Here is a 24,431-nt window from a genome sequence, read left to right as displayed (position 1 = left end):
AAATAGTCCGGAAGAAGACGAGAAAAGCGATCCAGCAGGTGGCCGACCTGCTGATCAGACCGGCGGGGCTGGATCGCAGCGTAACCGCCGGTGCACCCTGAGTGATGTGGAACCAGCGTGGACCATCGCCGAGGGGCCCGCAACTCACAGGACTTCCGCGCGTCTCAGCGCTCCGAACCGCCTGCCCCCCGCACCGCTTCGAGGAAACGCCCGGCCAGGGCGCGGGCGTCGGGCCGCCGGCTGCGCTGCCCCATGGTCAGCCGGTACCGCTTGCCGTTGAGCGTCGCCACCGTGCTGTCGTCACCCGCGAACCACGGCCGTCCCGCGGTGACCGCACGCACGGGCGCGCTCTCGATCACTCGGCCGTAACTGGTCATCAGCGCCAGCCTGCCGTCCTTGATCAGCACCTGTCCGGCCCGGGTGAGCGAGCGTGGCCAGCGCTCGATACGCACCCCCGTGGCGCTGAATTCCGGTTCTGCCATGGCCATTGCGTCCGCCCCCTTTGCAGCGACTCTCCTGGAAGTGTGCACAACTCGCGCCGTGCACACCAGTACGCCCGGCGCGGTCACGCCACAAGCTGCGCCTATGGATACCCAAAGCGAACGTTTACGCAGGTGGCGGGCTTACTGTTGCCGGTGTGGCCGGATGACGGCACCGACGACCGCAGACGGAGGGCGACGTTATGAACAGCACCGGGCAGCAGCAGGCACCGGGCGCGCCGGCCGTGACCGTCGACGTCGACCGCAGCGATCCCCACTACCGGGCTTGGCTCAAAGAGGCCGTACGCAAGGTCCAGGCCGACGCCAACCGGTCCGCCGACACCCACCTGCTGCGCTTCCCGCTCCCCGAGCAGTGGGGGATCGACCTCTACCTCAAGGACGAGTCGACCCACCCCACCGGCAGCCTCAAGCACCGGCTGGCCCGCTCACTGTTCCTGTACGGGCTCTGCAACGGCTGGATCAGACCCGGCAAGCCCGTCATCGAGGCGTCGAGCGGCTCGACCGCCGTGTCGGAGGCGTACTTCGCCAAGCTGATCGGGGTGCCCTTCGTCGCCGTCATGCCGCGCACCACGAGCGCCGAGAAGATCCGCCTGATCCAGTTCCACGGCGGGCAGTGCCACTTCGTCGACGATCCGCGCAGGATGTACGAGGAGTCCGCCGCGCTCGCCGAGCGCACCGGCGGCCACTACATGGACCAGTTCACCTATGCCGAGCGGGCCACCGACTGGCGCGGCAACAACAACATCGCCGAGTCGATCTACCAGCAGCTGCGCCTGGAGCGGTACCCGGAGCCGGCCTGGATCGTCGCGACCGCCGGCACCGGGGGCACCTCGGCGACCATCGCCCGCTACGTGCACTACATGCAACACGACACGCGTATCTGCGTCCCCGACCCGGAGAACTCCTGTTTCTTCGACGGCTGGACCCACGGCGACCCCCGGGCCAGCAGCGACTGCGGCTCGCGGATCGAAGGCATCGGCCGGCCCCGTATGGAGCCCAGCTTCGTGCCGGGAGCCATCGACCGGATGATGAAGGTGCCGGACGCGGCCAGCGTCGCCGCCGTACGGGCCATGGAACAGGCCATCGGGCGCAAGGCGGGCGGTTCCACCGGCACCGGGCTGTGGAGCGCCTTCAAGATCGTCTCGGAGATGGTGGCCGCGGGGGAGAAGGGGAGTGTCGTCACCCTCATCTGCGATCCGGGCGACCGCTATCTCGACAAGTACTACTCGGACGGCTGGCTCGCCGAACAGGGACTGGACATCCACCCGTACACGGTCGCCATCGAGGAGTTCCTCGCCGGCGGCGTCTGGCCCTGCTGACCGGCAGGGCTCGACGGTCAGCCGCTGGAACGGCTCAGCCGGCGGTCCAGATTGCGCACCGCGTCCTTGAAGGCGCGCCCCAGCCCGGGACGGCCCAGGCGCAGCACGACCCGCAGCGGCGCGGGGCCGTCGGCCGCGAACGTCCACCGCACTCGGGAGCCGGTCGGTGTCGGGGTGATCCGCCACTCCTCCAACAGGGCACGCAGACCAGGGGCGTTGGTCTGGTCGACGCGGTAGGCGTAGCGGGTGTCCGGCTCCCGCGCGAGGACCGTCTCCGTGAACACCGTCCCGCCCTTGAGCCTGATCTCACGGCCCGCGCCGTCGTCCACGGGCCGGGCGGCGGTCACCGCGGTGAACCATTCGGGCCAGCCGGCGACATCGTCGGCGAGTGCCGCGTACAACGCCTGCGGCGACGCCGTGAGGTGCGCGGAGAAGACCAGTCGCAGTGGTGCGTTCTCCACGAACTCCAGGTCTACTGGACGGAGTTGACGTGCCATGGGGGGTGGTCCTATCTCCAGCGGCGGACGACGGGACCGCACACCATAGCCGCAGCTCGCTCCGATGTCCGCCCTCAGCGCCCCGCCGGGCCGCTCAGGAGTGCGTCGAGCGCGCGGGCGAACAGCAGTCTTCCCACCCGGGCCACCAGCCGGTCCAGCAGCCGCGGCAGCAGCGCGAGGCGCAGCTCCTCCACCCACAGGACCACCGAACCCGAGTCCGTGGCATGGACCTCGATCTCGGCCCGGCCGACGACGACGCGGCCGCGCTTCTCCAGCCGGCAGCGGCCCCGCCGGCCCGCCGACGGCGGCTCCCACTCGACGATCTCCATCGGATCGTCGAAGCCGAACCGGCCCACGCCACTGCGCGCGACGACCATGGTGCCCACGCCGGCCGGCCCGGGGCCCGACACCGTGACGGCCGTCAGCGGCACCGCGGCCCCGTGCGCCGGCCAGTCGGTGACCCTCAGCCAGCACTCGGCGGCCGGCAGAGCGGTGACCCGTCCGATACGGAAGGTGCTCACACCGCTCAACCGTCCTGCGCGTCGGCCTGTTCGCCCGCCACGACGAGCGAGGGCAGATGCTCGGCGATCTCCTCGCGGACCGCCGCAGGCAGCCCCGCGTCGGTGACGAGGCTGTCCACCTCGGCGAGCCCGGCGAACGAACTGAGGCCCACCGTCCCCCACTTGGTGTGGTCCGCGACGACCACCACCCGGCGGGCCGCCTGCACGAGGTGGCGGTTCGTCTCCGCCTCCGCGAGATTCGGCGTCGACAGACCGGCCTCCACCGAAATGCCGTGCACGCCGAGGAACAGCACATCGAAGTGGAGCGAACGGATCGCCTGGTCGGCCACCGGCCCGACCAGCGAGTCCGACGGCGTGCGCACCCCTCCGGTGAGCACCACCGTCGCGGCGCCCGGCCGCTGGCCGCCCGCGCCCCCCGACCGCTGTGCCGTATGGAAGACGTCGGCCACCCGCACCGAGTTGGTGACGACCGTCAGGTCCGGCACGTCCAGCAGATGGTGCGCCAGCGCGTACGTCGTCGTCCCGCCGGACAGGGCGATCGCGCTGCCGGGCGCCACCAGGGCCGCCGCGGCGCGCGCGATGTCCTCCTTCGCGCTCAGCTCGAGTGCCGACTTCGCCTCGAACCCGGGCTCGTGGGTGCTCGCCTCGACGACCGGGACGGCGCCGCCGTGCACCTTCTCCACGACGCCCTGCCGTGCCAGAGCGTCCAGATCGCGCCGCACCGTCATGTCGGAGACATTGAGCTTGCGGGTCAGTTCGTTGACCCGGACCCCGCCGCGCCTGCGCACCTCGTCGAGGATCAGAGCACGCCGCTGCTCCGCGAGGAGGTTCTGGTTGTCGCTCACCGCCGGGGCCGGTCCTTCCTTGTTGCCGTACGCCGTCCACGCCCTCCCACGGGGCTGTGGCCAAGGCTTCTCATCCTCGCACGCGTATTGCCCGCCGGGCTCGGGGAGATTCCGTGAGAGCGGTGCGGCGGCCTGTCGTGATCCGCGATTCTGTCGCCATCGTTGCCGGGGGGTCACACCGGACCGGGCCGCGCCCGTACCGGCCCCTCGCGTTTCACCCGTTCCGTCCCGTTGTGTTCCGTTCCGGCTCGTCCCGAGATGAGGGAGTCACCGCAGTGTCCCCTGCCACCCAGGCACCGCGAAGCGGCGGTCCCGCGCTCGAGCTGCTCGTCCACGGCGTCGGCGGAGCGACCCCGCAGGACATGCTCGGCGACCCCCGTACCGTACGGATAACCGGCGACGAGAAGGCCGCCGTGTACCGCCGCACCGACGACGCGGAGGCGGAGAACAACCCCGGCGAGTACCGTGACCGGCCCATCCCCGAGGCGTACTGCTGGTCCAACCTCACGTCGGGCAACGGCGCTCGGGCACTGTGGCTGCTGCTGCTCCCGTTCATGGTCGTCAACCTGGCGCATTGGATGCGGCCCAGAGCCAAGGGAAGACGCGGCACCACTCGCCTCTACGGCGCGCTGGTGCGCCTGGTCGCGCTCAGCCTGACGGTGCTCCTGACCGCGGCCGCCTGTGAGGTCGCGCTCGACCTGCTGGCCTGGCAGTGCGCCGGGTCGGACGAGTGCAGCGACGACAGGTCCTGGCTCGGCTTCATGTCCGCCGCCAGGGAAGGCTGGTGGTCCCAGCCGGGGCGGCGCCTGACGCTCGCCGCGGTGGTGCCCGCCGCGCTGGTCGCGCTGCTCTGGTACCTGTCCAACCGGACCTGGAGCGCCTACGAGTCCCAGCGCCCGCCGACCGGCGCCGGAGACGCGGCCGCCGGATACGGGGACGACGAGGGCGACGAGGACGCTCCGGAGGCCGACGGCGATCACGACGGCCGCGATGACGGCGGCGATCACGACGCTCGCGGTACGGGCGGCGCTCACGACGGCCGCGGTACGGGTGAGGCCGTGGGGCAGCGGAAGCCGCTGGTCCGGCCCGCGCTGGGAAGGCCCGGCTTCTGGTACGGCCGGCGGCTCGTCGCCCGGCTGCGCGCCGCCCACACCGCCGCCGGATTACTCACCGTCGCCGCCGCGGTCGCCGGAGCCGCCGCCCGGCACGACCGGGGCGGCGAGGACACCCTGCTGAAGATCTGTGGCATCTTCCTGGAAGGCGCGCTCGTCGCCGGTGCGGCCGCCGTGCTGTGGGTGGTGGCCCGCCGGGGCCGCAGCGAGCGGCGCGTCGACGCCGGCATCGACCGGGCCGCCGTGCGCTTCCTGCCGGGCGCCGCCCTGGTCCTGCTCGCCCTGTCGCTGCTCTACGCCTCCTGGTCACGTCCCGGATGGACGTCCGGCGGCACCCTGCCCGGTGACGTGACGTTCCGGGTGATCGTCCTCGCCCAGGGGGTCCTCGTCGTCGCCCTGGCCGTGGCCGCCCGGCGGCTGCACCGCCGCGCCCGGCACCCCCGCACCGTGCTGCACGGACTCGGCGGGCCCGCCGTCGCCATGCTGGCCTGCGCGCTCGGCGGGGTGATGACCGGCGGTGTCGCCCAGCGCGTCGCCGACTGGCTCGACGGACCCGGCACCCCCGGCATGGACGGGGAGGGCACCATCCCCGGGCCGCCGGTGCTGCTGAGCTGGCAGGCGTCCGTCATCCCCGTCCTCCTGGCGGTGCTTCTCGTACCGGCCGTGCTGCTCGTCGTACGGACATGGCTCACCGCACGCCGCCTGGTACCGCGGATCGAGGCCGAGTACTTCGACGGCGAGCCCGGTGAAGGCCGCCGCGACCGTGTCCGCACCCGGCGGATAGCGGGCACCCGCGCCCGCGCGGCACTCACCGACGTCGCCCCGCTGATCGTCGGCGTCGTCTCCGGCGCGACCCTGCTGCTCGGCGCCGCGGCCGTCGGCGGAGCGTGGCTCAGCGGCGAGGTGCCGGGCCGCTCCTTCGGCGAAGGCCCCGCGGAGTCCGCGGCCGAGACCGCGCAGGCACTGGGGTCCTGGCTCGTCGGCTTCGGCTTCATACTGTTCGTGACCATGGGCCGCCGCGCCTACCGCGACGCCTCCGCCCGGCGCACCATCGGCATCCTGTGGGACGTGGGCACCTTCTGGCCGCGCGCCGCGCACCCTTTCGCGCCTCCGTGTTACGCGGAGCGGGCCGTCCCCGACCTGACCTGGCGCATGTGCACCTGGACCGGGCGGACCGGCGGCCGGCTGGTGATCTCGGGACACTCCCAGGGCAGCGTTCTCGCCGCGGCCGCCGTGTGGCAACTGCCCGCCGCCACCCGCAAACGGGTGGCGCTGCTGACTTACGGATCGCCGCTGGAGCGTCTGTACGGCCGCTGGTTCCCCGCCTATTTCGGGCCCAAGGCGCTGCTGGAACTCAGCAGCGAGGTCGACTGCTGGCGCAACCTGTGGCGGCGCACCGACCCGATCGGCGGGCCGATGCTGATCGCCGCGGACACGGACGCCGCCGGTGACGGCTGCGACGATCCGGCCGATGTCGACCGCCAAGCGCTCAAGGACCCGGTCGTCTACGGCCGTTCGGAACGCCATCCGCTGCCCGAGCCGATCCTCGGGCACTCCGACTACCAGGCCCACCCGGACTTCGCCACGGAGCGGGCCGCCCTGCTCGACCGGCTCACGCCGGCCGTGCCCCGGCAGTCTCAGGGCAGTTCGGGCAGATCCTCGGCGTAGAGCAGGGTGAGGTCGTCGGTGTTCGTCTCCGCGAGCTCGGCGACCCGCCCCGCGTGCCGCTCGACCATCGACTCGAACGTCTGGCGCGCGGTACGGCCGTTGCCGAAGGCCGGCCCCTTGGGCAGCGCCGTGAAGTACTTCAGCAGCGCCTCCGACGTGCCCTCGGCCAGCCGGTACTCGTGCTCCTCCGCCTGCTGCTCGACGATCCGCAGCAGTTCCTCCGGGTCGTAGTCGCTGAAGGTGATGGTCCGTGAGAACCGGGACGCCACACCCGGGTTGACGGCGAGGAAGCGCTCCATCTCCGCCGTGTAGCCGGCGACGATGACCACGACGGCGTCCCGGTGGTCCTCCATCAGCTTCACCAGGGTGTCGATGGCCTCCTTGCCGAAGTCCCGGCCGGAGTCCTCGGGAGACAGCGCGTACGCCTCGTCGATGAACAGCACACCGCCGCGCGCCCGGTCGAACGCCTCCTGGGTGCGGATCGCGGTGGAGCCGATGTGCTCGCCCACCAGGTCCACCCGGGACACCTCGACCAGATGGCCGCGCTCCAGCACCCCGAGGGAGGCGAGGATCTCGCCGTACAGCCGGGCGACGGTCGTCTTGCCTGTTCCCGGGGAGCCGGTGAAGACCAAGTGGCGCCGCACGGACGCCGCCTTCAGACCGGCCTCCTGACGGCGGCGGCCCACTTCGATCATGTTGGTGAGCGTACGGACCTCGCGCTTGACGCTGTGCAGGCCCACCAGGGCGTCCAGTTCGCCGAGCACCGCGACGGAACTGCGCGCCGGCTCCTCCGGCGGGGCGGGCGCGGGGGCGGACTGTGTGCTCCGGGCGGGGACGGCGGACAGAAGACCGGGCGTCCTGGTCGCCGTCAGGGTGGCCGTGGCAGGCTCCGCGCCGGGGCGGGCGATCCCGCTCTCGTCGCTGGTGCAGTCCTCGACGACGGGGCCGGACTCCTCGCCGAACTCGTAACCACCGCGCGCACAGCGCTCCGTGCGGCAGCGGTCCAGCGTCGTACGGCAGCCGTCCATCACATGGAAGCCGTAGCCCCCGCTGCCCGTGACCCGGCAGCCGCGGAACGTGCCGCGGCCCTCCGCGGACACGTAGAAGCCGGCCTCGGCCGGGGAGGTGACGGTGCAGCGCTCGATCACCGGGTCGGCGCCCTTGGTGACGATCACGCCCGTCTGGGCGGCGTCGATGGTGCAGCCGTTCAGGGTGCCGCCGCTGCCGTGGTCGCGGAACCAGGCGCCCGTCGAGACCTCGCGGATGCGGCAGTCGTCGAGCTGTGCCGTCGCGCCGTCGCTCACCGAGACCGCCGTGTTGCGGACCTGCGAGAGGTCGCTGTCGACGACGTCGACACGGGAGCCGCGGTCGAGGACGAACAGCGCGTCGGGCACGTCGTGGACGCGGCAGGAGTCGAGCACCGCCGTCGCGCCGTCACTGACCCAGACCGCCGGGTAGTCGCCCGTACTGTCGTGGATCTCGCACTGGTTGGCGTCCACGCGTGTCCCCGGGTCCCACACGGACAGGCCGTTGCGGCCGAAGCGGCGCACCGTGGAGCGGGTGAGCGTCAGCACGGACCGGGAGCGCAGGTCGATCGCGTTCTCCGGGATGTCGTGGATGTCGCAGTCGGAGAGGGTGAGCACCGCGTCGGTGTCGAGGGTGACGCCGTCGGCCGACGTGCGGTGCACGGAGGAGTCGGTCAGGTGGGCGCCGGCGCGGGACGCGATCTGTACGCCGGTGCCCTTGATCTCGTACACCTCGCAGCCGATCGCCTCCAGACCGCTGCCCTCGCCGGAGACGCTCAGGCCCGCGCCGGAGGTGTGGTGCACGCGGCAGCGCTCGAGCCGTGGATGCGCCCCGCCGTGCACCGACACGCCGGACTGGCCGGCCGCCACCACCTCGCACTCCTCGAACACGCCGCCCGCGCCGTCCAGTACGCCGATCCCGACGCCCGCCGGGTTGTCGATGGTGCAGCGGCGCACCGTGGGACGTGCGGCGCCGCGGACCTCGAGACCGACGGCGGACCTGGTGACGATCCGCAGGTCCATCAGCTCGGGGGTGCCGTCCTCCACCAGCAGCGCGGGGGCGGCGGAGTCCTGGCCCTCCACATGCAGGTCCTGCACGGTGGCGGAGGCCCGGACGGTCAGCGGCACACCGTCGGCCGGGGCGATGCGCACCGACCCGGCGGAGCCTTCGGGGCCGCGCAGCGTGACCGCGCGGCGGACGACCAGATTCTCGCGGTAGGTGCCGGGGGCGACGGTGAGGATGTCCCCGTCGCCTGCGGCCTCCAGGGCAGCGGCGAGGGAGGGGTACTCGCCTGTGCGGCGCCGCCACCGCGAGGTGCCGGTGTGCGTCACCTGGACCGTGCCCTGTGCCATCGTGCTGCTCTGCCCCCACCTCGTGTTCCGTGCAACGCCGCGTCTCTGAGGGGAACGCCTCCCGAACCCCGAAGGGCGTCGCACCACCGTAGCGCGCGCGGCCCGCGGGAGTTGACGGGATGTGGCAGGTCAGCTTCCTGCGCCGGTCCGCCCCCAGTCGGGCCCGACCGCTGCCCAGGCCCGGTCGAGCGTGGCGTGTCTGCGGCGCACCAGCCGCCAAAGGACCAGCCTCCGGGCGCATTCGACGAGCACGGCCCAGGCCAGAGCGGCGCCGACGCCGGCGAGCGCGGCGTGCACCTCGGCGGTGGCCGTGTCCATCGGGCGGGGCACCATGCGGCCGGAACCGTCCGTCCACAGCGGGAACGTGTCACCCGGGCGGGGCGCGGGCAGCGTGGTGGGGACCGTGCCGGTGTGCCGACTGCCGTCCGGGGCGGTCCATTTCGCGGCGACCGCCCTGCGGCGTTCGTCGGCCGCGGCGGTCTCGGGGTCGAAGGCGGCGGGCCGCGGGAATTCGGCAGGCCCGAGCACCGTGGCCGTCGTGGCGTGCCGCTGGAGGCGCTGGACCCGGATCGACTGGCGCAGCGACTCCTCGGTCAGCGCGCCGGTGACCCAGCCGACCGCCGGGCCGGCCGTGACGATGAGCAGGGCGGCGACCAGCGCGAGCCACGCCTCGTACAGATCGGTGGCACGCCGCAGGGGATTGCGGCGCCAGCGCCAGATGCCGACGGCTGCCCGCACTTTCCGCACCCCCTTCCCTTGTCCGTGATAGCCCGGCAGGGCACGGCACAAGCGCGGGTGGTGCGAAGAGAGAGGAACGTCACCCCCGCGAGCCGTGCCGCGCCCTGTCCAACGAGCCTGCCACCGCGATCGGTTCCCGTCCGGCGGACGATGTCGGTGGCGGGTGCGGGGCATGGTCGGTCACGCGCGGGCAGAGGGAACAACCGGTCGCTCTGCGTGATCAGCGAGGAGTGAGCCGGTGACGGCCTCATGTACGTGGCGAACGTGGGCAGATGATTGCGCGGCGAGGCGATTCATGAGTGCGCGGGGCAGATCTCCGGTGTGCCCTGCTCGTCGAGCGGCGGCCCGCCCTGCCTCCGCGCCGGAGCACTGTCCGGACGGGCCGCCCTCGCCGTCGCTCAGTACCCCCGGCCCTGGTACGGGCGGTTGTACGGATCCTCGTAGGGCGCGGGCGCCGGAGCGGGCCGCGCCGCCGCGGGCCGCATGGCCTCGTAGCCGGTGGACACCGGCCGCTGCGGCTGGGACTGGTACTGCGGTCCCGGATAGCCGCGGGGAGGGCCCGCCTGCTGCGGGATGTACGGGGCGGGCGCCTGCTGCAGCGGGACCGGCTGGTGCATCTGCTGCTGCGGGTAACCGTAGGAAGGGGCGGGATGGGAGGGTGCCGCCGGGAGGGCGGGCAGGGCCGCGGGGAGCGCCGGCAGGTAGCTGTTGCCGGTGTCGTATGCGGCAGGCACTCGGATCGGGGCGATCTGAGGGGTGCCCCGCTCCGCGACCAGGGAGTCGTAGATCGGGGTGTCGGGAAACGCCGGCGCGGAGTAGTAACCGCCGCCGTAGGTGGCGCGGGGGGAGGTCATGGCACATAAGTTAAGCCCACGATGTGCTGGTTGGGGAGCCCGATAAGAGGGTTGTTTCATCAGCTGTGAGTGACCACGGTTCACTAATGTGGGCGAAGTTGGGGGAAACGGGCTTCCTGACGTCTCGTGATCGTGTAAAGCGCAAGCTGAGAGAGGGTTACCCACGGGTCGGCCCCCCTGTGGGGGATGAATGCGGAATAGGTTGACGATGAATGATCTTCCGGGCGCAACGAATCGAGATGGGGGAGAGCATGTCCATGCTTAAGGGAGCGAACACTCCGGTGTCGGTGCGGAGTGTCCGCGTCGAGCTGGGCTGGCACTCCGGACCGGGGGTGCCCGACGTCGACGCGTCGGCCCTCCTCCTGCAGTCGTCGGGGAAGGTCCGTTCCGACAGCGACTTCGTCTTCTACAACCAGCCGGCACACGCCTCGGGGGCCGTTCGGCACGAGGGCAAGCAGCCGGCGACCGGCGCCACGACCGATTCCGTCGCCGTCGACCTCGACCGCGTCGAGAGCTCGATCGAGCGCGTCGTGCTGGCCGCCTCCGCCGACGGTGGCACCTTCGGGCAGGTGCCCGGCCTCCACATCAGAGTGCTCGACGCCGGTTCCGGCGCCGAGATCGCCCGCTACGACAGCCAGGACGCCACGGTCGAGACGGCCTTCGTGCTCGGCGAGCTCTACCGGCGCCAGGGCGCGTGGAAGTTCCGCGCGGTCGGCCAGGGCTACGGCACCGGCCTCGAGGGACTCGCCACGGACTTCGGCATCACCGTCGACGAACCGCAGCAGGCCACCGTCACCGAGGCGTCCGTCACCCAGGCCACCCTGCCGGCGGTCACGCCGCCCGTGGCCACCCCGCCGCCCCCGCCGGCGGCGCCGCCGGCGCCGGTCACCCACGCCGCGCCGCCGGCGCCGTCGGCCCCGGTGCGCCTGACGAAGGTGACGCTGACCAAGGAGTCGCCGAGCGTCTCCCTCACCAAGCAGGGCGGCACCTCCGGTGCGATGCGCGTCAACCTCAGCTGGCAGGTCCGCAAGCAGTTCCAGGGCTGGGGCGCCAAGCTCGGCCGAGCCATCGCCATGCACGGCGACCTCGACCTGGACCTGTGCGCCCTCTACGAACTCTCCGACGGCCGCAAGGGCGTCGTCCAGGCTCTCGGCAACGCCTTCGGGGCGCTGAACCAGCCCCCGTTCATCCACCTCGACGGGGACGACCGCACGGGCGGGACCCCGGGCGAGAACCTCACCATCAACCTCGACCGCCGGCAGGACATTCGCCGCGTCGTCATCTTCGTGACCGTCTACCAAGGCGCCCGGAGCTTCGCCGACCTCGACGCGACGGTGACGCTGCAGCCGCAGCACGGAGCGGCGATCGACTTCTCCCTCGGCGAGTGCACCGTCCCCTCCACGGTCTGCGCCCTGGCCCTGATCACCAACACCGGCTCCGACCTCGTCGTCCAGCGGGAGGCCCGCTTCCTGGTCCCGGAACGCGGTGTCAGCCCGCAGCGCACGATCGACCACGCCTACGGCTGGGGCATGAACTGGACCCCCGGCCGCAAGTAGCGGCGCCTGCCGTGCGCCCGCCCCGCCGTCACCTCCGGCGGGGCGGGCGCCGTTTCACGAACGACCGGGCCAAGCGTCGCGCTCAGGCGTCGCCGGCGGCCTCGGGCCGCGCGTAGGTGCGTCCCTTCCACGCGGCACCCCGGCCCCGGTAGTGCTGCACCGCGGAGTCGACCGTCATCAGGAGATAGAGCGCGGCGGTGAACGGCAGGGTCAGCGCGAGGAACGGCGGCTGACGGTAGTAGCGCAGCATCGGCAGGTACGTGCCCGCCATCACCGCCCACGCCGCCGCCCCCGCCCACGCGGCCACCGTGTCCCCGCCGAGCAGCCCGACCGACAGCGCCACCGGCGGGGCGAGATACACGAGCACCAGCCCCGCGACCGTCCCCGCCAGCACCGGCGGGCTGTGGCGCAGTTGGGCGTAGGCGCTGCGCGACACCATCCGCCACAGGTCCGCGAGCCGCGGGTACGGGCGCACGCTGTCGACCCGGTCGGCCAGACCGAGCCAGATCCTGCCGCCCGAGCGCCGCACGGCACGCGCCAGGGAGACGTCGTCGATCACCGCCTGGCGGATCGAGTCGGGGACACCGGCCCGCGTCGCGGCCTCCGTCCGCAGCAGCACACAGCCGCCCGCCGCGGCCGAAGTCCGCGCCCCTGCCTTGTTGATCCACCGGAACGGATACAGCTGCGAGAAGAAGTACACGAACGCCGGTACCACCAGCCGCTCCCAGCCGCTCGCCACCCGTAGCCGCGCCATCTGCGACACCAGGTCCAGCCCGCCGGTGCGCGCCGCGGCGACCAACTCCCGCAGACTGTCCGGAGCGTGGGCGATGTCGGCGTCGGTGAGCAGCAGGAACTCCGGGTCACGCTCCTCCGCGGCGGCGATGCCGTGCCGCAGTGCCCAGAGCTTCCCGGTCCAGCCGTGCCCGGGCTCGCCCGGCGTCACCAACCGCAGCGGCAGGCCACCGTGCCGCGCCGCCAGTGACCGTGCCAGGTCCCCCGTACCGTCACCGCTGTTGTCGTCGACGAGCACGATCTCGGCCCGGCCCGGGTAGTCCTGGGCGAGCAGCGTCGGCAGACTCACGGGAAGGATGTCCGCCTCGTCCCGCGCCGGTACCACGACGGCGACATCCGGCCAGTGCGCGGGATCCTCACGGTCCGGCAGCCGCTGGTCGGTCCGCCAGAAGAAGCCCTGGCCGAGCAGCAGCCACCCCCAGGCGGCCAGCGATCCGACGGCGGTCCAGGCAAGAGCGCTCATCCGCCGCAGTCTGCCCCACGCAAGGCCCGCCGTGACGGCGGTCGACTATGGTGACCGGGTGAAGATCGCGCTCATGGATTCCGGTATCGGCCTGCTGGCGGCGGCGGCCGTGGTGCGTACGCTGCGCCCCGACGCCGATCTGGTGCTGTCCTCCGACCCCGGCAGCATGCCCTGGGGCCCCCGTACGCCGGACGATGTCGCCGTGCGCGCCCTGACCGTGGCGCGGGCGGCCGCCGCGCACCGGCCCGACGCGCTCATCGTCGCCTGCAACACCGCTTCCGTGCACGCCCTGCCCGCCCTCCGGGCGGAGCTCGAGCCGTCGATCCCGGTCATCGGTACGGTCCCCGCGATCAAGCCCGCCGCGGCCGGGGGCGGTCCCGTCGCGATCTGGGCGACCCCGGCGACCACGGGCAGCCCGTACCAGCGTGGACTGATCAAGGAGTTCGCCGGCTCGGTCGAGGTGACCGAGGTTCCCTGTCCAGGTCTCGCCGACGCGGTGGAGCGGGCGGACGAGGACGCGATCGACCGGGCCGTCGCCGCGGCGGCCGCGCTCACTCCCCGGGACGTCCGGGCCGTCGTCCTCGGCTGCACCCATTACGAACTGGTCTCCGAGCGCATCCGGGCCGCGGTCCAGCGGCCCGGCATGCCGCCGCTCGTCCTGCACGGTTCGGCAGGAGCCGTCGCCGCGCAGGCACTGCGCCGGATCGGTGCGGAGCCCGCACCCGACGCGCCGCCGAGCGGCCGGCTCACGGTCCTGCTCAGCGGGACGGAAGCCACTCTTCCGGCGGAGGCGCTCGGCTACGCCGAAGCCCGCCTGCTGCCTGCGGTGACCCCCGCGCACTGAACCGGGTGGCAGTCCTTTCGCGGGCGGCGGACGCCGTCCGCGAGCTCGGACGACGCCGGGCCTCGGACGACGCCCGCGACCTGTGACGACGCCGGGCGTCGGACGGCGTTCCGTCGGCCGCCGGCGCCCGCGCTGCTGACGCCAAGAGGCGCCGAACGGGTGCCTTTCCCGCCCTTGCGGCCGTTTCGCCGCATCAGTGCTGGTTGTCCGGATGCTGGGTAGGGTCCTAGGCATGAGGCACCACTTCCGCCACGAGGGGCGCGGCTCGGAGCCCCTTCCAGAGGTCTGGACCGGCCGGGCGACCAACCGCATGCAGTGGCTGCTCGCCGTGGCGGGCGTGGCCTGCCTGGCCCTCGGCATCAAGCTGGCCGTCGGGGCCACGTGGACCACCGGCATCGCCGCCATGCTGATGGCGGTCATCGGCTGCCTCGCGGCAGGCCTCATGATCCTTTACGGGACGCTCGCCTTCGTGCACGTGGCGGTCAAGATCGACAGCTATGCGCTGGACGTGCGCTGCGGCCACATCGGCGTGCCCCGCCGGCACATCCCCCTGTCGCACGTGGAGAGCGCCGAATTCGTCCACCGGGTGACGCCCCGGCAGTGGGGCGGCTGGGGCTGCCGCTGGCGTCCCGAGAAGGGCACCGCGGTGGTCGTCCGGCGCGGCGAGGGACTGGCGGTCACCCTTTGCGACGGCGGCAGGTTCACGGTGACGGTCGACGACGCGGCCATGGCGGTACGGGTCATCCGCGCCAGGATCAATCACCTCAAGGCGACCGGGACGCCGGGCGCGACGGGGGCGAGCCCGGCGCCAGGGGCGTGACCCCGCCCGAGTGCGGCCGCCCGCGTCACCCTGCTCTGCGGTGACCCGGCCCCGTGCCTCATCGCGCGGCGCTGGTTCCTCCCGGGACGCCGCGTTGCGCGCTCGCTGTGCCGTGGTCTACAGGTCGTGGCCTTCGCGGGGCGCGCGCGCCGTGGCCAGACCCGCCAGCAGCGCGGCCCCGGTCGTGACGGGGGCGAAACTCAGCACGTTGCCGACACAGGCGAGTACCGCCACCGCCGTGAGCGCGGCGGCGGCGCTCAGCGCCACCGGTGCCGGACGGGGCGAACGTCCGAGCCCGTACAGGATCCAGCCGAAGACCGCCGCGAGCAGCGCGACGCCGACCACTCCCTGCTCCGCCGCCTGCTGGAGCGGTGCCGAATGGGGCTTGCTCCCCGAGGCCGGCGCCTGGACCGAGGTGGGACTCAGCCGGCCGAAGCGAGCGGGACCGACACCCAGGACAGGCTCCTGTTCCGCCAGGGTGACGGCGTCCCGCCACAGAGCGACCCGGTGCTCGGTGAGCGGCGCCTCCACCGAGGCGGCGAGGCCGGAGGGGAGGGCGTCCTCCGCGACGGCCCAGGTGGTTCCCGCGACGAGCCCCGTCGCCAGCGCGAGTGCCGCGAGAACAGCGAGGCGCCGGCGGATCCGGGTCGCGGCGAGCGAACACAGCAGCACGGTCAGGCAGGCCGCGAACGCGGGCACGGACGCCAGCACGAGCGCGGAACAGGCAACGGCCGACGCGAACAGGCGCGACGCCGTCCTGCCGCCCGCCGTCCGGGCGGCGGACGCCGCGCAGCAGGCCGCACCCGTGCCGAGGACCAGGAGGGCGGCGACGGCGCCCGTCTGTCCCATGGGAGTGGCGGCACCGGCGGCGGCTCCCGGTACCTCCCCGTCGTGGGACGCGACCGCGACAGCGACGGCCCCCGCCGCTGTCACGGCGAAGCCGCCGACCGGAAGGAGCGAGCCCGAGATCCGTCCGCACGCGTACCCCGCGGTGACGGCGAACACGGCGAGCAGCACACCTTCCGGCCGCCCCTCCCGTCCGGCGGCGCTGACCAGTGACCACACGGCGCAGCCGACAAGGACGACGACCCCCGCCGCGTCCGTACCGCTGCGGTGTTCGCGACCCGCGTCCGCACCGTGCCCGCGTTCCGGACGCGAGTCGGCACCGTCCCGGCGTTCCGGGCGCGAGCCGCGTCGCGGGCGCGAGTGCGCACCGTCGGCGCGTTCCCGGTCCGAGGGTGCACCGTCACCGCCTCCGGGAGCGGTCTCCGGATCGCTCCGGCGTTCCCCGGCCCTCCCCGGATCGCTTCGGCCTTCCCGGCCCGTGGGCGGACCGCCCCTTGAACCCATACCGTCGCCCCCCGACTGTGACGGGCCCCGCGCGGCCGTACGGGCCGGACGCCGACGGGCGCCCGACGCGCGACAGCCGGAACCGACCTGAACGGCTCGTGGTGTGCGCGGGACCGGCGAACACGCTAACGGGAGCCCCGGACATGTGTGGAGTGATTGCGAAGAAACGTTGCTGCTGGATGAGGTGGACGTGACTGCGCCGCTCACAGGCCTCCGCCGTAGACTCCGCCAGGTGAGCGCCATCATGACCTCCGTCGACACCCCCGGACCCGCCTCCACCGAGGGCCGGCCGCTGCTGCGCCGGTTCGCGCGCCCGGGCGCCGCCGCGCTCTCCGGCCTGCTGCTGTTCGCGAGTTTCCCGCCGCGTCCGCTGTGGTGGCTGGCCGTGCCGGCGTTCGCCCTGCTCGGTCTGACGCTGCACGGACGCCGTCCGCGGTCCGCGTTCGGACTCGGCTACCTCGCCGGCCTGGGCTTCCTGCTTCCCCTCCTGTTCTGGACGGGCGAGGAGGTCGGCCCGGTGCCCTGGCTGGCGCTGGTCGCGGCGGAGGCGCTGTTCGTGGCGTTCGCCTGTACGGGCATCGCACTCGTCTCACGGCTGCCGGCGTGGCCCGTATGGGCCGCCGCCGTCTGGATCGCCGGCGAGGCGGCGCGCGCCCGTATGCCGTTCGGCGGCTTCCCGTGGGGCAAGATCGCCTTCGGCCAGGCCGACGGCTTCTTCCTGCCGCTCGCGGCACTCGGCGGTACCCCGGTGCTCAGCTTCGCCGTCGTGCTCTGCGGCTTCGGTCTTTACGAGTGTGCGCGGCAGGCCCTCGCGCACCGCCGCGGCGGGACCGTTCCGCGCATCGCCGCCGTGACGGCGCTGTTCGCCCTCCTCGTGCCCGTCGCAGCGGCCCTCGCCTCCCGGCCTCTGGTCGACGACTCCGCCGAGGACGGCACCGCCACGGTCGCCGCGATCCAGGGCAACGTCCCCCGGCTCGGTCTCGACTTCAACGCCCAGCGCCGGGCCGTCCTCGACAACCACGCCCGCCGGACGGAACAGCTCGCCGCGGACGTGGCGGCCGGCAAGGAACCCCGGCCGGACTTCGTCCTGTGGCCGGAGAACTCCTCCGATCTCGACCCGTACCGCAACTCGGACGCCCGCCTGGTCATCGACCGGGCGGTCAAGGCCATCGGTGTGCCGACCGTCGTGGGCGCCGTGCTGACCCCGGAGACGGGCAAGCTCCGCAACACCCTCATCGAGTGGGACCCCGCCCGCGGGCCCGTCGACACCTACGACAAGCGCCATGTGCAGCCGTTCGGCGAGTACATCCCGATGCGGTCCGTCGTACGGGTCTTCAACTCCGACGTGGACCGTGTCCGCCGCGACTTCGGTCCCGGTCACGAGGTGGGCGTCTTCGATCTCGCCGGCACCAAGGTCGGCCTTGTCACCTGCTTCGAGGCGGCCTTTGACGACGCCGCCCGCGACACCGTCACGCACGGGGCGCAGCTCATCTCCGTGCCGAGCAACAACGCCACCTTCGGCCGGAGCGAGATGACGTACCAGCAGCTGGCGATGTCCCGCGTACGGGCCGTCGAACACAGCCGGTCCGTCGTCGTCCCCGTCACCAGCGGCGTCAGCGCCGTCATCATGCCCGACGGGGAGATCGTCGAGGAGACGGCGATGTTCACGCCCGACGCGCTGGTCGCCGAGCTGCCGCTGCGCTCGTCGCTCACGCCCGCGACCCGGCTCGGCAGCGCGCCCGAACTGGCGCTGCTGCTGCTCGCGGCCGGCGGCCTGGCCGCGGTCGCCGTCGGCGCCGTGCGGACGCGGCGTCGCGCGACGGACGAGGCGGACGAGGCGGTCACGGGAGCGGACACGGCCTGAGTCCGCCGGGCGTCCGGCCGCCGGAGCGGACACGTCACGAGCCCGCTGGGCATCCGGGAGGCGGAGCGGACACGTCACGAGCCCGCCGGGCGTCCGGCCGGTGTGCGGCGCCCGTGTCCGGCCGGTGTGCGGCGCCGGAGGTCCCGGCCGGGCGGGGGCCGTGCCGGGTGGCGGAGGCGTTCGGCCGGTCCCGGCCAGGCCGGAGGTAGGGTCCGGGCATGGCAACTCCCGAATTCATCCGCGCCATCCGGGCGACCGCCGGCCACCAGCTGCTGTTCCTGCCGGGTGTGAGCGCCGTCGTCTTCGACGACGCGGGTCGGGTGCTGCTGGGCAGGCGCGCCGACACGGGCAACTGGTCGATCATCGGCGGCATCCCGGAGCCCGGTGAGCAGCCGGCCATGACGGCGGCACGCGAGGTGTACGAGGAGACCGCCGTGCGCTGCGTAGCCGAACGGGTCGTGCTCGTCCAGGCGCTGCCGAGGCCCGTCACCTATCCCAACGGCGACGTGTGCCAGTACATGGACATCACCATGCGCTGCCGGGCCGTGAGCGGCGCCGCCGAGGCGCGTGTCAACGACGAGGAGTCCCTCGAGGTGGGCTGGTTCCCCGTCGACGCGCTGCCGGAGCTCCAGGACTTCGCGATCTTCCGGATCAAACATGCGCTGTCCGAAGGACCAGCATGGTTCGAACCCACCAAGGCGTAGCGAAGTATGGGTTGTGACCACATCGGTCGACGGATGATCGCTGCCTAATGTGCCGGACATGACCGCGCCCACCACACCGCCCGGCACCCCCGTCCCCGCAGCCGCGGCGTCCCCCCTGTCCGTCGACCTCGGCGGCCGTACCGCCCTCGTCACCGGTGCCGCGGGCGGCATCGGCCGCGCCTGCACCCTCCGGCTCGCGGCCGCCGGGGCCAAGGTGAGAGCCGTCGACCGGGACGCCGAAGGTCTGGCGGCGCTCGCCGCGCACAGCGAGGGCCTCGCCGGGGCCGTGGAACCGTACCTGCTCGACCTCACCGACCTGGACGCCGCGGAGGCGGCGGCCGCCGGCACGGACATCCTCGTCAACAACGCGGGCCTCCAACTGGTACGGCCCATCGAGGACTTCCCGCCGGACGTCTTCCACACCGTGCTCACGGTGATGCTCGAAGCCCCGTTCCGGCTGATCAGGGGCGCGCTCCCGCACATGTACGCACAGGGCTGGGGCAGGGTCGTCAACATCTCGTCCGTGCACGGACTGCGCGCCTCCGCCTACAAGTCCGCCTATGTGGCCGCCAAACATGGCCTCGAAGGACTCTCCAAGACGGCCGCCCTCGAGGGCGCACCGCACGGAGTGACGTCCGTCTGCGTCAACCCCGGCTATGTGCGCACACCCCTCGTCGAGAAGCAGATCGCCGACCAGGCCGCGGCGCACGACCTGCCGGAGGACCGTGTGCTCACCGAGGTCCTGCTCAAGGACTCCGCGATCAAGCGGCTCGTCGAGCCGGAGGAGGTGGCGGAGGCCGCCCTGTACCTCTGCTCGCCCCAGGCGTCCTTCATCACCGGCACATCGCTGACCCTCGACGGCGGCTGGACGGCGCACTAGGCACAGCGATCCGGCACGTGTCACGACAGGTGTCGCGACAGGTGCCACCGAGGTGTCACGACACGTGACACGACAGGTCCATAGAGCACGGGCGGATCCAGTCCTGTCGTCGGGCCTGGGACCGCATCGTTGTCCACAGGGCTGGTGCGACCGCCCGTACGGCAGGAATCCTGTGTCCATGTCCCACGATCAAGCCCACTACCTGGAGCTCCTCGCACGCGGCGCGGCCGCGGAGGCGTACGACAGGCCGTTGCTCCTCGCCCGCGCGGACGGCGCCGGGCCCGAGCAGCTGGCCGCGCTCGAACACGCCAAGCAGCTGGCCCTGCGGGTGCGGGCGGAGCTGGAGGGGCGGCGGCGCCGCGAGGCGGAGCTGTCCGCCCTTTTCGAGACCGCGCACGACCTGGCAGGTCTGCGCGATCTCGACGCGGTGCTCCGGGCGATCGTGCAGCGGGCCCGATCGCTGCTGGGCACGGAGGTCGCCTACCTCAGCCTCCACGACCCCGTGGCCGGCGACACCTACATGCGCGTCACCGAAGGCTCGGTGTCGGCCCGCTTCCAGCAGGTGCGGCTCGGCATGGGGGAGGGGCTCGGCGGACTCGTCGCCCAGACCGCCCGGCCCTACGTGACGGACAGCTACTTCGACGACGCCCGGTTCGAGCACACCGGGACCATCGACGCCGCGGTCAAGGACGAGGGCCTCGTCGCCATCCTCGGCGTGCCGCTCATGCTCGGCAGCCAGGTCATCGGCGTCCTGTTCGCGGCGGACCGGCGCGCCAGGGTCTTCGAGCGCGAGCAGGTCGCGCTGCTCGCCTCCTTCGCCGCCCACGCGGCCGTCGCCATCGACACCGCCAACCTCCTCGCCGAGACCCGCTCCGCGCTCGCCGACCTCGAGCGGGCGAACGCGATCATCCAGGACCACAGCGGAGTCCTGGAGCGGGCCTCGGACGTCCACGACCGCCTCACCGAGCTGGTCCTGCGCGGCGGGGGAGTCCAGGACGTGGCCGCCGCGCTCTCCGAAGTCCTCGACGGCACCGTCGAGTTCACCGAAGCCGGTCCGGACACCACCGGCGCGGGCGGCCACGCGACACGGCACGGCGACGACTGGGTCGCGGCCGTCGCCGCGGGCGGCGAAGTCTTCGGCTCGCTGGTGCTGCGCGGACACCCCGCACTCGACCCCGTCGACCGGCGCACCCTCGAGCGCGCCGCGATGGTCACGTCATTGCTCCTGCTCGCCAGGCGTTCGGCGCACGACGCCGAACAGCGCGTCAGGGGCGAGCTGCTCGACGACCTGCTCGACGCCCCGGACCGCGATCCGCGGCTGCTGCGCGAGCGGGCCGCCCGGCTGCGCGCGGACCTGGACGTCCCGCACGTGGTGCTCGCCGCCCGCATCGACGGCACGGCGGACGAGACCGCCACCCGGGCGGACGCCACCCGCGCCGAGCCCGCCGCCGGCCGGAAGCAGGCCGCGCGCCCCGGTTCGTGGACCCGTGCGGGCGCCCACGCCCGTGCGGCCTCCCTCGACGGCGCCGCCGTCTCCGCGCGCGAGACGGCGGACCGCCAGCGCCTCTGGTCCGCCGCCTCGCACCTGGCCGCCACCCGTTCCGGTCTCGCCGCCGCCCGCGACGGCGGCACGGTCCTGCTGCTGCCCCTGGGCCCCGGCGACACGGCGGCGGACCTCGCCCGCCAGATCGCCCGGCAGCTGGGCGGCGCGCTCCGCGAGCCGGTGACCGTCGGCGCCTCTTCGCCGGTCGACTCACCGGCGGGGGACCCGGCGCCGGTGGCCGAGGCCTATGCCCAGGCCCGCCGCTGCCTCGACGCCCTGCGCCTCCTCGGCCGCTCCGGGGAAGGCGCCGCGGCGCAGGACCTGGGGTTCCTCGGCCTGCTGCTGGCCGACCCCGGTGACATCGACGGCTTCGTGCACCGCACCATCGGGGAGATCGTCGACTACGACCGGCGGCGAGGTACCGACCTGGTCGGCACTCTGGACGCCTATTTCGCCAGTGGCATGAGCCCGGCCCGCACCAAGGACGACCTGCACGTCCATGTGAACACCGTGGCCCAACGGCTCGAGCGCATAGGCCGGTTGCTCGGCCCCGGCTGGCAGTCGCCGGCGCGGTCCCTCGAGATCCAGCTGGCGCTGAGGCTGCACGCGATGTCGTCGTCGACCGGCTCCTGAGAGCCCCGCCCCTCCCTGTACGCGGGCGCGCGAGAGATGCGGGCACGCGAGTCCCCGTTCCTCGGGCACGCGGAGGTCTCGGGGTCCGCGGGTTCTTCGGGACACGGGGCCACCGTTCTCCTGGCGTCCACGAGATTCCCGCCTCCTCCGCAAACGCAGAACCGCGCGGACTCCGGTGAGTCCGCGCGGTTCGCGTACAAGGAGGGGCCGGCCGACCGGCCGGCCCCACCGGGTCAGGCGGTACGGGCGTCCGCCGTGGCCGTGGCCGGAGCGTCCTCGACATCATCGGCGTCGCTGTCCAGGGCGGTCAGGTCCCGCTCCCTCGTCTCCCGTGCGCAGGCGATGGCCACGACGGTGAGCAGGGCCGCGGCGATCACGTACAGGGCGATGGGCGTCGACGAGTCGTAGTCGGCCAGCAGAGCAGTGGCGATCAGCGGGGCCGGCGCACCGGCCGCGACGGACGAGAACTGCGCGCCGATCGAGGCGCCCGAGTAGCGCATCCGCGTCGCGAACATCTCGGAGAAGAACGCCGCCTGGGGCGCGTACATCGCACCGTGCAGCACGAGACCCACCGTGACGGCGAGCAGCAGGGCGCCGAACCCCGCCGTGTCGATCAGTGCGAAGAAGGGGAACATCCAGGCTCCGACGCCGATCGCGCCGATCAGATACACCGGCCGGCGCCCGATGCGGTCGGACAGCGCACCCCACAGCGGGATCACCGCGAAGTGCACGGCGGAGGCGATGAGGACGGCGTTGAGCGCGGTCTGCTTGCTCATGTCCACGGCAGTGGTCGCGTAGACGAGGATGAACGCGGTGATCACGTAGTAGCTGATGTTCTCCGCCATACGCGCACCCATGGCGATCAGGACATCGCGCCAGTGGTGACGCAGCACGGCGACGACCGGCATCTTCTCCACTTGACCGGCCTCCGCCTTGCGCTGCTCGGCCTGGGCCAGTGCGGCCTTGAAGACCGGCGATTCGTCGACAGAGAGACGTATCCACAAGCCGACGATCACCAGCACACCGGAGAGCAGGAACGGTATGCGCCAGCCCCATGAGGAGAAGGCGGCGTCCGAGAGCAGCGCGGTGAGCGCGGACAGCACACCGGTGGCGAGCAACTGCCCGGCCGGCGCGCCCGTCTGGGGCCACGACGCCCAGAATCCGCGCCGCTTGGCGTCGCCGTGCTCAGAAACCAGCAGCACCGCGCCGCCCCACTCGCCGCCGAGGGCGAATCCCTGCACGAGCCGCAGCACGGTCAGCAGGACCGGAGCGGCGGAGCCGATCGTCGCGTGCGTCGGCATGAGTCCGATCGCGAACGTCGCACCGCCCATCATGAGCAGGCTGAGCACCAGCAGCTTCTTACGCCCGAGCCGGTCCCCGTAGTGCCCGAAGACGAGCGCGCCGAGCGGACGCGCGGCGAAGCCGACGGCGTAGGTGAGGAACGAGAGGAGGGTTCCGACCAGCGGGTCGGAATCCGGGAAGAACAGCTCGTTGAAGACCAGCGCGGCGGCCGACCCGTAGAGAAAGAAGTCGTACCACTCGATGGTGGTCCCGATGAGGCTGGCGGCGACGATGCGCTTGAGCGAGCTGGGCTCGGGCGGGGCGGTTGCGGGGGCGGCCATGGACACCACTTCCGGACAGTTGGCGGGGACGTTTCCGTGTCGCCACACCGTAGGAAGGGCCAGGTCAGGGGCGTATGTGGTGGGACACCATAGTTCAGCGATCGGGGGTGCGTGCGCCCACCATGACATCCCCGCAGAGGCGAAGAGCGCCCTCCGCACGCGTCTGCGGACGGCGAAGGCGGCGAGACCGCAGCAGGACCGGTTCCGAGAGCCGCGAGGCCGTCTCGGTGCACGTACCGATGGTGGTCTGCCCGACGCAGACGCGCCCGGCCTACCGCGTACCGAGTACTTCCAGCAGGAGCCTGTGCAGCAGATAGACCATGAGGAGGTAGAGGCCGACCGGAAGGGCCAGTCCGAGGACGACGGCCGTGCCGGAGATCTTGGCGTGGTGCTCCATGTACAGGCCCGCCACGTGCAGGCCCGCGCCGGCTCCGGCGATGCCGATGAACACGGGGATGTGGCCGTAGCCGAAGAGGTACCCGCGGCCGCGGCGGTGCACCAGGATGTCGCCGAACGGCGTCATGAAGTACGTCCACCACATGCCGAAGGTCAGGCCCACGCCGGCGATGACGACGGCGATCGCGTTCCAGGTCCAGCGCGTGCCGTCGCCGCCGCCGAGGAGGTCGCCGGAGGAGGCGACGGTGCCGAGGACGCCCTCGCCGAGCGTGATGATCGCGAAGAGTCCGTACCGTTCGGCGACGTGGTGCGGGTGCCAGGGCGTGCCGCCCGCGGAGCGCTGCGCGAGCACCGGCAGGACGAGTTCCAGGGCGCCCAGGACGCCGAACGCCGCGAAGACGGCGGTGATCGACAGAGGGACGAAGGCCACGACGATCCAGCCGGCCTGGACGATCACCGTCCAGCGGATGTTGGCCATGCCGACGTCGTGGAACCGCGGGGACTGCCGGCCGGCGCGCAATCAGCTCCCGGC

The 24,431-nt window shown here is 72.8% G+C and carries 20 protein-coding genes; 9 read left to right on the top strand and 11 right to left on the bottom strand.

Annotated features, from left to right (window positions below):
- Positions 1 to 164: 164 nt before the first annotated feature.
- Positions 165 to 488 (bottom strand): hypothetical protein, encoded by a 324-nt coding sequence (locus AB0K36_RS07680; RefSeq protein WP_005320591.1) that lies wholly within the window; start codon positions 486 to 488, stop codon positions 165 to 167.
- 194 nt (positions 489 to 682) lie between these two features.
- On the opposite strand from AB0K36_RS07680, the gene AB0K36_RS07675 reads away from it, so the two are divergent.
- The gene (locus AB0K36_RS07675) at positions 683 to 1,819 is read left to right on the top strand and encodes a PLP-dependent cysteine synthase family protein (RefSeq protein ID WP_364589703.1); all 1,137 of its coding nucleotides are present in this window, start codon (positions 683 to 685) and stop codon (positions 1,817 to 1,819) included.
- Between the two features lie 17 nt (positions 1,820 to 1,836).
- On the opposite strand, the gene AB0K36_RS07670 is transcribed toward AB0K36_RS07675, so the two are convergent.
- The 3 genes from AB0K36_RS07670 to AB0K36_RS07660 form a co-directional block, all read right to left on the bottom strand.
- A complete protein-coding gene (locus tag AB0K36_RS07670) occupies positions 1,837 to 2,316 on the bottom strand; it encodes an SRPBCC family protein (RefSeq protein ID WP_364589700.1) in 480 nt (159 codons plus the stop codon).
- Between the two features lie 74 nt (positions 2,317 to 2,390).
- On the bottom strand, positions 2,391 to 2,837 hold the full coding sequence (locus tag AB0K36_RS07665) for an SRPBCC family protein (RefSeq protein WP_364589697.1): 447 nt from the start codon (positions 2,835 to 2,837) through the stop codon (positions 2,391 to 2,393).
- A 5-nt stretch (positions 2,838 to 2,842) separates the two neighbouring features.
- Positions 2,843 to 3,682: a DeoR/GlpR family DNA-binding transcription regulator gene (locus tag AB0K36_RS07660; RefSeq protein WP_189469733.1), complete on the bottom strand. Its 840-nt coding sequence runs from the start codon at positions 3,680 to 3,682 to the stop codon at positions 2,843 to 2,845.
- 275 nt (positions 3,683 to 3,957) lie between these two features.
- Between AB0K36_RS07660 and AB0K36_RS07655 the strand changes: the two genes are divergently transcribed.
- Complete coding sequence (locus AB0K36_RS07655) at positions 3,958 to 6,462, top strand: hypothetical protein (RefSeq protein WP_364589694.1); 2,505 nt, start codon at positions 3,958 to 3,960, stop codon at positions 6,460 to 6,462.
- Here AB0K36_RS07655 and AB0K36_RS07650 read toward each other — a convergent pair.
- The 3 genes from AB0K36_RS07650 to AB0K36_RS07640 all read right to left on the bottom strand — a co-directional run bounded on the left by AB0K36_RS07650 (position 6,432) and on the right by AB0K36_RS07640 (position 10,432).
- Positions 6,432 to 8,840: a right-handed parallel beta-helix repeat-containing protein gene (locus AB0K36_RS07650; protein ID WP_364589691.1), complete on the bottom strand. Its 2,409-nt coding sequence runs from the start codon at positions 8,838 to 8,840 to the stop codon at positions 6,432 to 6,434. The genes AB0K36_RS07655 and AB0K36_RS07650 overlap by 31 nt on opposite strands.
- 129 nt (positions 8,841 to 8,969) lie before the next feature.
- Complete coding sequence (locus tag AB0K36_RS07645) at positions 8,970 to 9,578, bottom strand: Rv1733c family protein (protein WP_364589688.1); 609 nt, start codon at positions 9,576 to 9,578, stop codon at positions 8,970 to 8,972.
- A gap of 398 nt (positions 9,579 to 9,976) precedes the next feature.
- Positions 9,977 to 10,432, bottom strand: a complete 456-nt coding sequence (locus AB0K36_RS07640; RefSeq protein WP_364589685.1) for a DUF6643 family protein — start codon at positions 10,430 to 10,432, stop codon at positions 9,977 to 9,979.
- A 251-nt stretch (positions 10,433 to 10,683) separates the two neighbouring features.
- Here AB0K36_RS07640 and AB0K36_RS07635 point away from each other — a divergent pair, with 251 nt between their 5' ends.
- Positions 10,684 to 11,988 carry a TerD family protein gene (locus AB0K36_RS07635; protein ID WP_364589683.1) on the top strand — a complete coding sequence of 435 codons (1,305 nt, stop codon included), beginning with the start codon at positions 10,684 to 10,686 and terminating at the stop codon, positions 11,986 to 11,988.
- 82 nt (positions 11,989 to 12,070) lie between these two features.
- Here AB0K36_RS07635 and AB0K36_RS07630 read toward each other — a convergent pair whose 3' ends face one another.
- Positions 12,071 to 13,243 (bottom strand): glycosyltransferase, encoded by a 1,173-nt coding sequence (locus AB0K36_RS07630; protein WP_364589681.1) that lies wholly within the window; start codon positions 13,241 to 13,243, stop codon positions 12,071 to 12,073.
- Between the two features lie 58 nt (positions 13,244 to 13,301).
- Between AB0K36_RS07630 and AB0K36_RS07625 the strand changes: the two genes are divergently transcribed.
- Positions 13,302 to 14,087 (top strand): glutamate racemase, encoded by a 786-nt coding sequence (locus AB0K36_RS07625; RefSeq protein WP_364589679.1) that lies wholly within the window; start codon positions 13,302 to 13,304, stop codon positions 14,085 to 14,087.
- 232 nt (positions 14,088 to 14,319) lie between these two features.
- Positions 14,320 to 14,907 carry a hypothetical protein gene (locus tag AB0K36_RS07620; protein ID WP_364589677.1) on the top strand — a complete coding sequence of 196 codons (588 nt, stop codon included), beginning with the start codon at positions 14,320 to 14,322 and terminating at the stop codon, positions 14,905 to 14,907.
- Between the two features lie 117 nt (positions 14,908 to 15,024).
- On the opposite strand, the gene AB0K36_RS07615 is transcribed toward AB0K36_RS07620, so the two are convergent.
- Entirely contained in the window at positions 15,025 to 15,972 is a 948-nt protein-coding gene (locus AB0K36_RS07615) for an O-antigen ligase family protein (protein WP_364589674.1), read from the bottom strand.
- Between the two features lie 517 nt (positions 15,973 to 16,489).
- On the opposite strand from AB0K36_RS07615, the gene lnt reads away from it, so the two are divergent.
- The 4 genes from lnt to AB0K36_RS07595 all read left to right on the top strand — a co-directional run bounded on the left by lnt (position 16,490) and on the right by AB0K36_RS07595 (position 21,881).
- Positions 16,490 to 18,121, top strand: coding sequence for an apolipoprotein N-acyltransferase (gene lnt, locus AB0K36_RS07610; protein ID WP_435877809.1), 1,632 nt, complete (start codon positions 16,490 to 16,492; stop codon positions 18,119 to 18,121).
- A 218-nt stretch (positions 18,122 to 18,339) separates the two neighbouring features.
- Complete coding sequence (locus AB0K36_RS07605; protein ID WP_364589671.1) at positions 18,340 to 18,825, top strand: NUDIX hydrolase; 486 nt, start codon at positions 18,340 to 18,342, stop codon at positions 18,823 to 18,825.
- A 58-nt stretch (positions 18,826 to 18,883) separates the two neighbouring features.
- Positions 18,884 to 19,705, top strand: coding sequence for a 3-hydroxybutyrate dehydrogenase (locus tag AB0K36_RS07600; RefSeq protein WP_364589668.1), 822 nt, complete (start codon positions 18,884 to 18,886; stop codon positions 19,703 to 19,705).
- Positions 19,706 to 19,883: 178 nt separating this feature from the next.
- The gene (locus tag AB0K36_RS07595) at positions 19,884 to 21,881 is read left to right on the top strand and encodes a helix-turn-helix domain-containing protein (protein WP_364589665.1); all 1,998 of its coding nucleotides are present in this window, start codon (positions 19,884 to 19,886) and stop codon (positions 21,879 to 21,881) included.
- A gap of 233 nt (positions 21,882 to 22,114) precedes the next feature.
- Here the strand turns inward: AB0K36_RS07595 and AB0K36_RS07590 are convergent, their stop codons facing one another.
- The gene (locus tag AB0K36_RS07590) at positions 22,115 to 23,503 is read right to left on the bottom strand and encodes an MFS transporter (protein ID WP_364589662.1); all 1,389 of its coding nucleotides are present in this window, start codon (positions 23,501 to 23,503) and stop codon (positions 22,115 to 22,117) included.
- Positions 23,504 to 23,774: 271 nt separating this feature from the next.
- The gene (locus AB0K36_RS07585; RefSeq protein ID WP_364589659.1) at positions 23,775 to 24,419 is read right to left on the bottom strand and encodes a low temperature requirement protein A; all 645 of its coding nucleotides are present in this window, start codon (positions 24,417 to 24,419) and stop codon (positions 23,775 to 23,777) included.
- Positions 24,420 to 24,431: the final 12 nt, after the last annotated feature.

Source organism: Streptomyces kurssanovii, assembly GCF_040677245.1.
Taxonomy (GTDB): domain Bacteria; phylum Actinomycetota; class Actinomycetes; order Streptomycetales; family Streptomycetaceae; genus Streptomyces; species Streptomyces kurssanovii.
This window is presented reverse-complemented; position numbering and strand designations above follow the sequence as displayed.

Bases quoted from the DNA above. Each gene is read 5' to 3' on its own strand.
- AB0K36_RS07590 (WP_364589662.1), bottom strand. From the start codon at position 23,503: ATGGCCGCCCCCGCAACCGCCCCGCCCGAGCCCAGCTCGCTCAAGCGC.
- AB0K36_RS07650 (WP_364589691.1), bottom strand. From the start codon at position 8,840: ATGGCACAGGGCACGGTCCAGGTGACGCACACCGGCACCTCGCGGTGG.
- AB0K36_RS07630 (WP_364589681.1), bottom strand. From the start codon at position 13,243: ATGAGCGCTCTTGCCTGGACCGCCGTCGGATCGCTGGCCGCCTGGGGG.
- AB0K36_RS07635 (WP_364589683.1), top strand. From the start codon at position 10,684: ATGTCCATGCTTAAGGGAGCGAACACTCCGGTGTCGGTGCGGAGTGTC.
- AB0K36_RS07675 (WP_364589703.1), top strand. From the start codon at position 683: ATGAACAGCACCGGGCAGCAGCAGGCACCGGGCGCGCCGGCCGTGACC.
- AB0K36_RS07600 (WP_364589668.1), top strand. From the start codon at position 18,884: ATGACCGCGCCCACCACACCGCCCGGCACCCCCGTCCCCGCAGCCGCG.
- AB0K36_RS07680 (WP_005320591.1), bottom strand. From the start codon at position 488: ATGGCCATGGCAGAACCGGAATTCAGCGCCACGGGGGTGCGTATCGAG.
- AB0K36_RS07605 (WP_364589671.1), top strand. From the start codon at position 18,340: ATGGCAACTCCCGAATTCATCCGCGCCATCCGGGCGACCGCCGGCCAC.
- AB0K36_RS07620 (WP_364589677.1), top strand. From the start codon at position 14,320: ATGAGGCACCACTTCCGCCACGAGGGGCGCGGCTCGGAGCCCCTTCCA.
- AB0K36_RS07595 (WP_364589665.1), top strand. From the start codon at position 19,884: ATGTCCCACGATCAAGCCCACTACCTGGAGCTCCTCGCACGCGGCGCG.
- AB0K36_RS07640 (WP_364589685.1), bottom strand. From the start codon at position 10,432: ATGACCTCCCCCCGCGCCACCTACGGCGGCGGTTACTACTCCGCGCCG.
- AB0K36_RS07670 (WP_364589700.1), bottom strand. From the start codon at position 2,316: ATGGCACGTCAACTCCGTCCAGTAGACCTGGAGTTCGTGGAGAACGCA.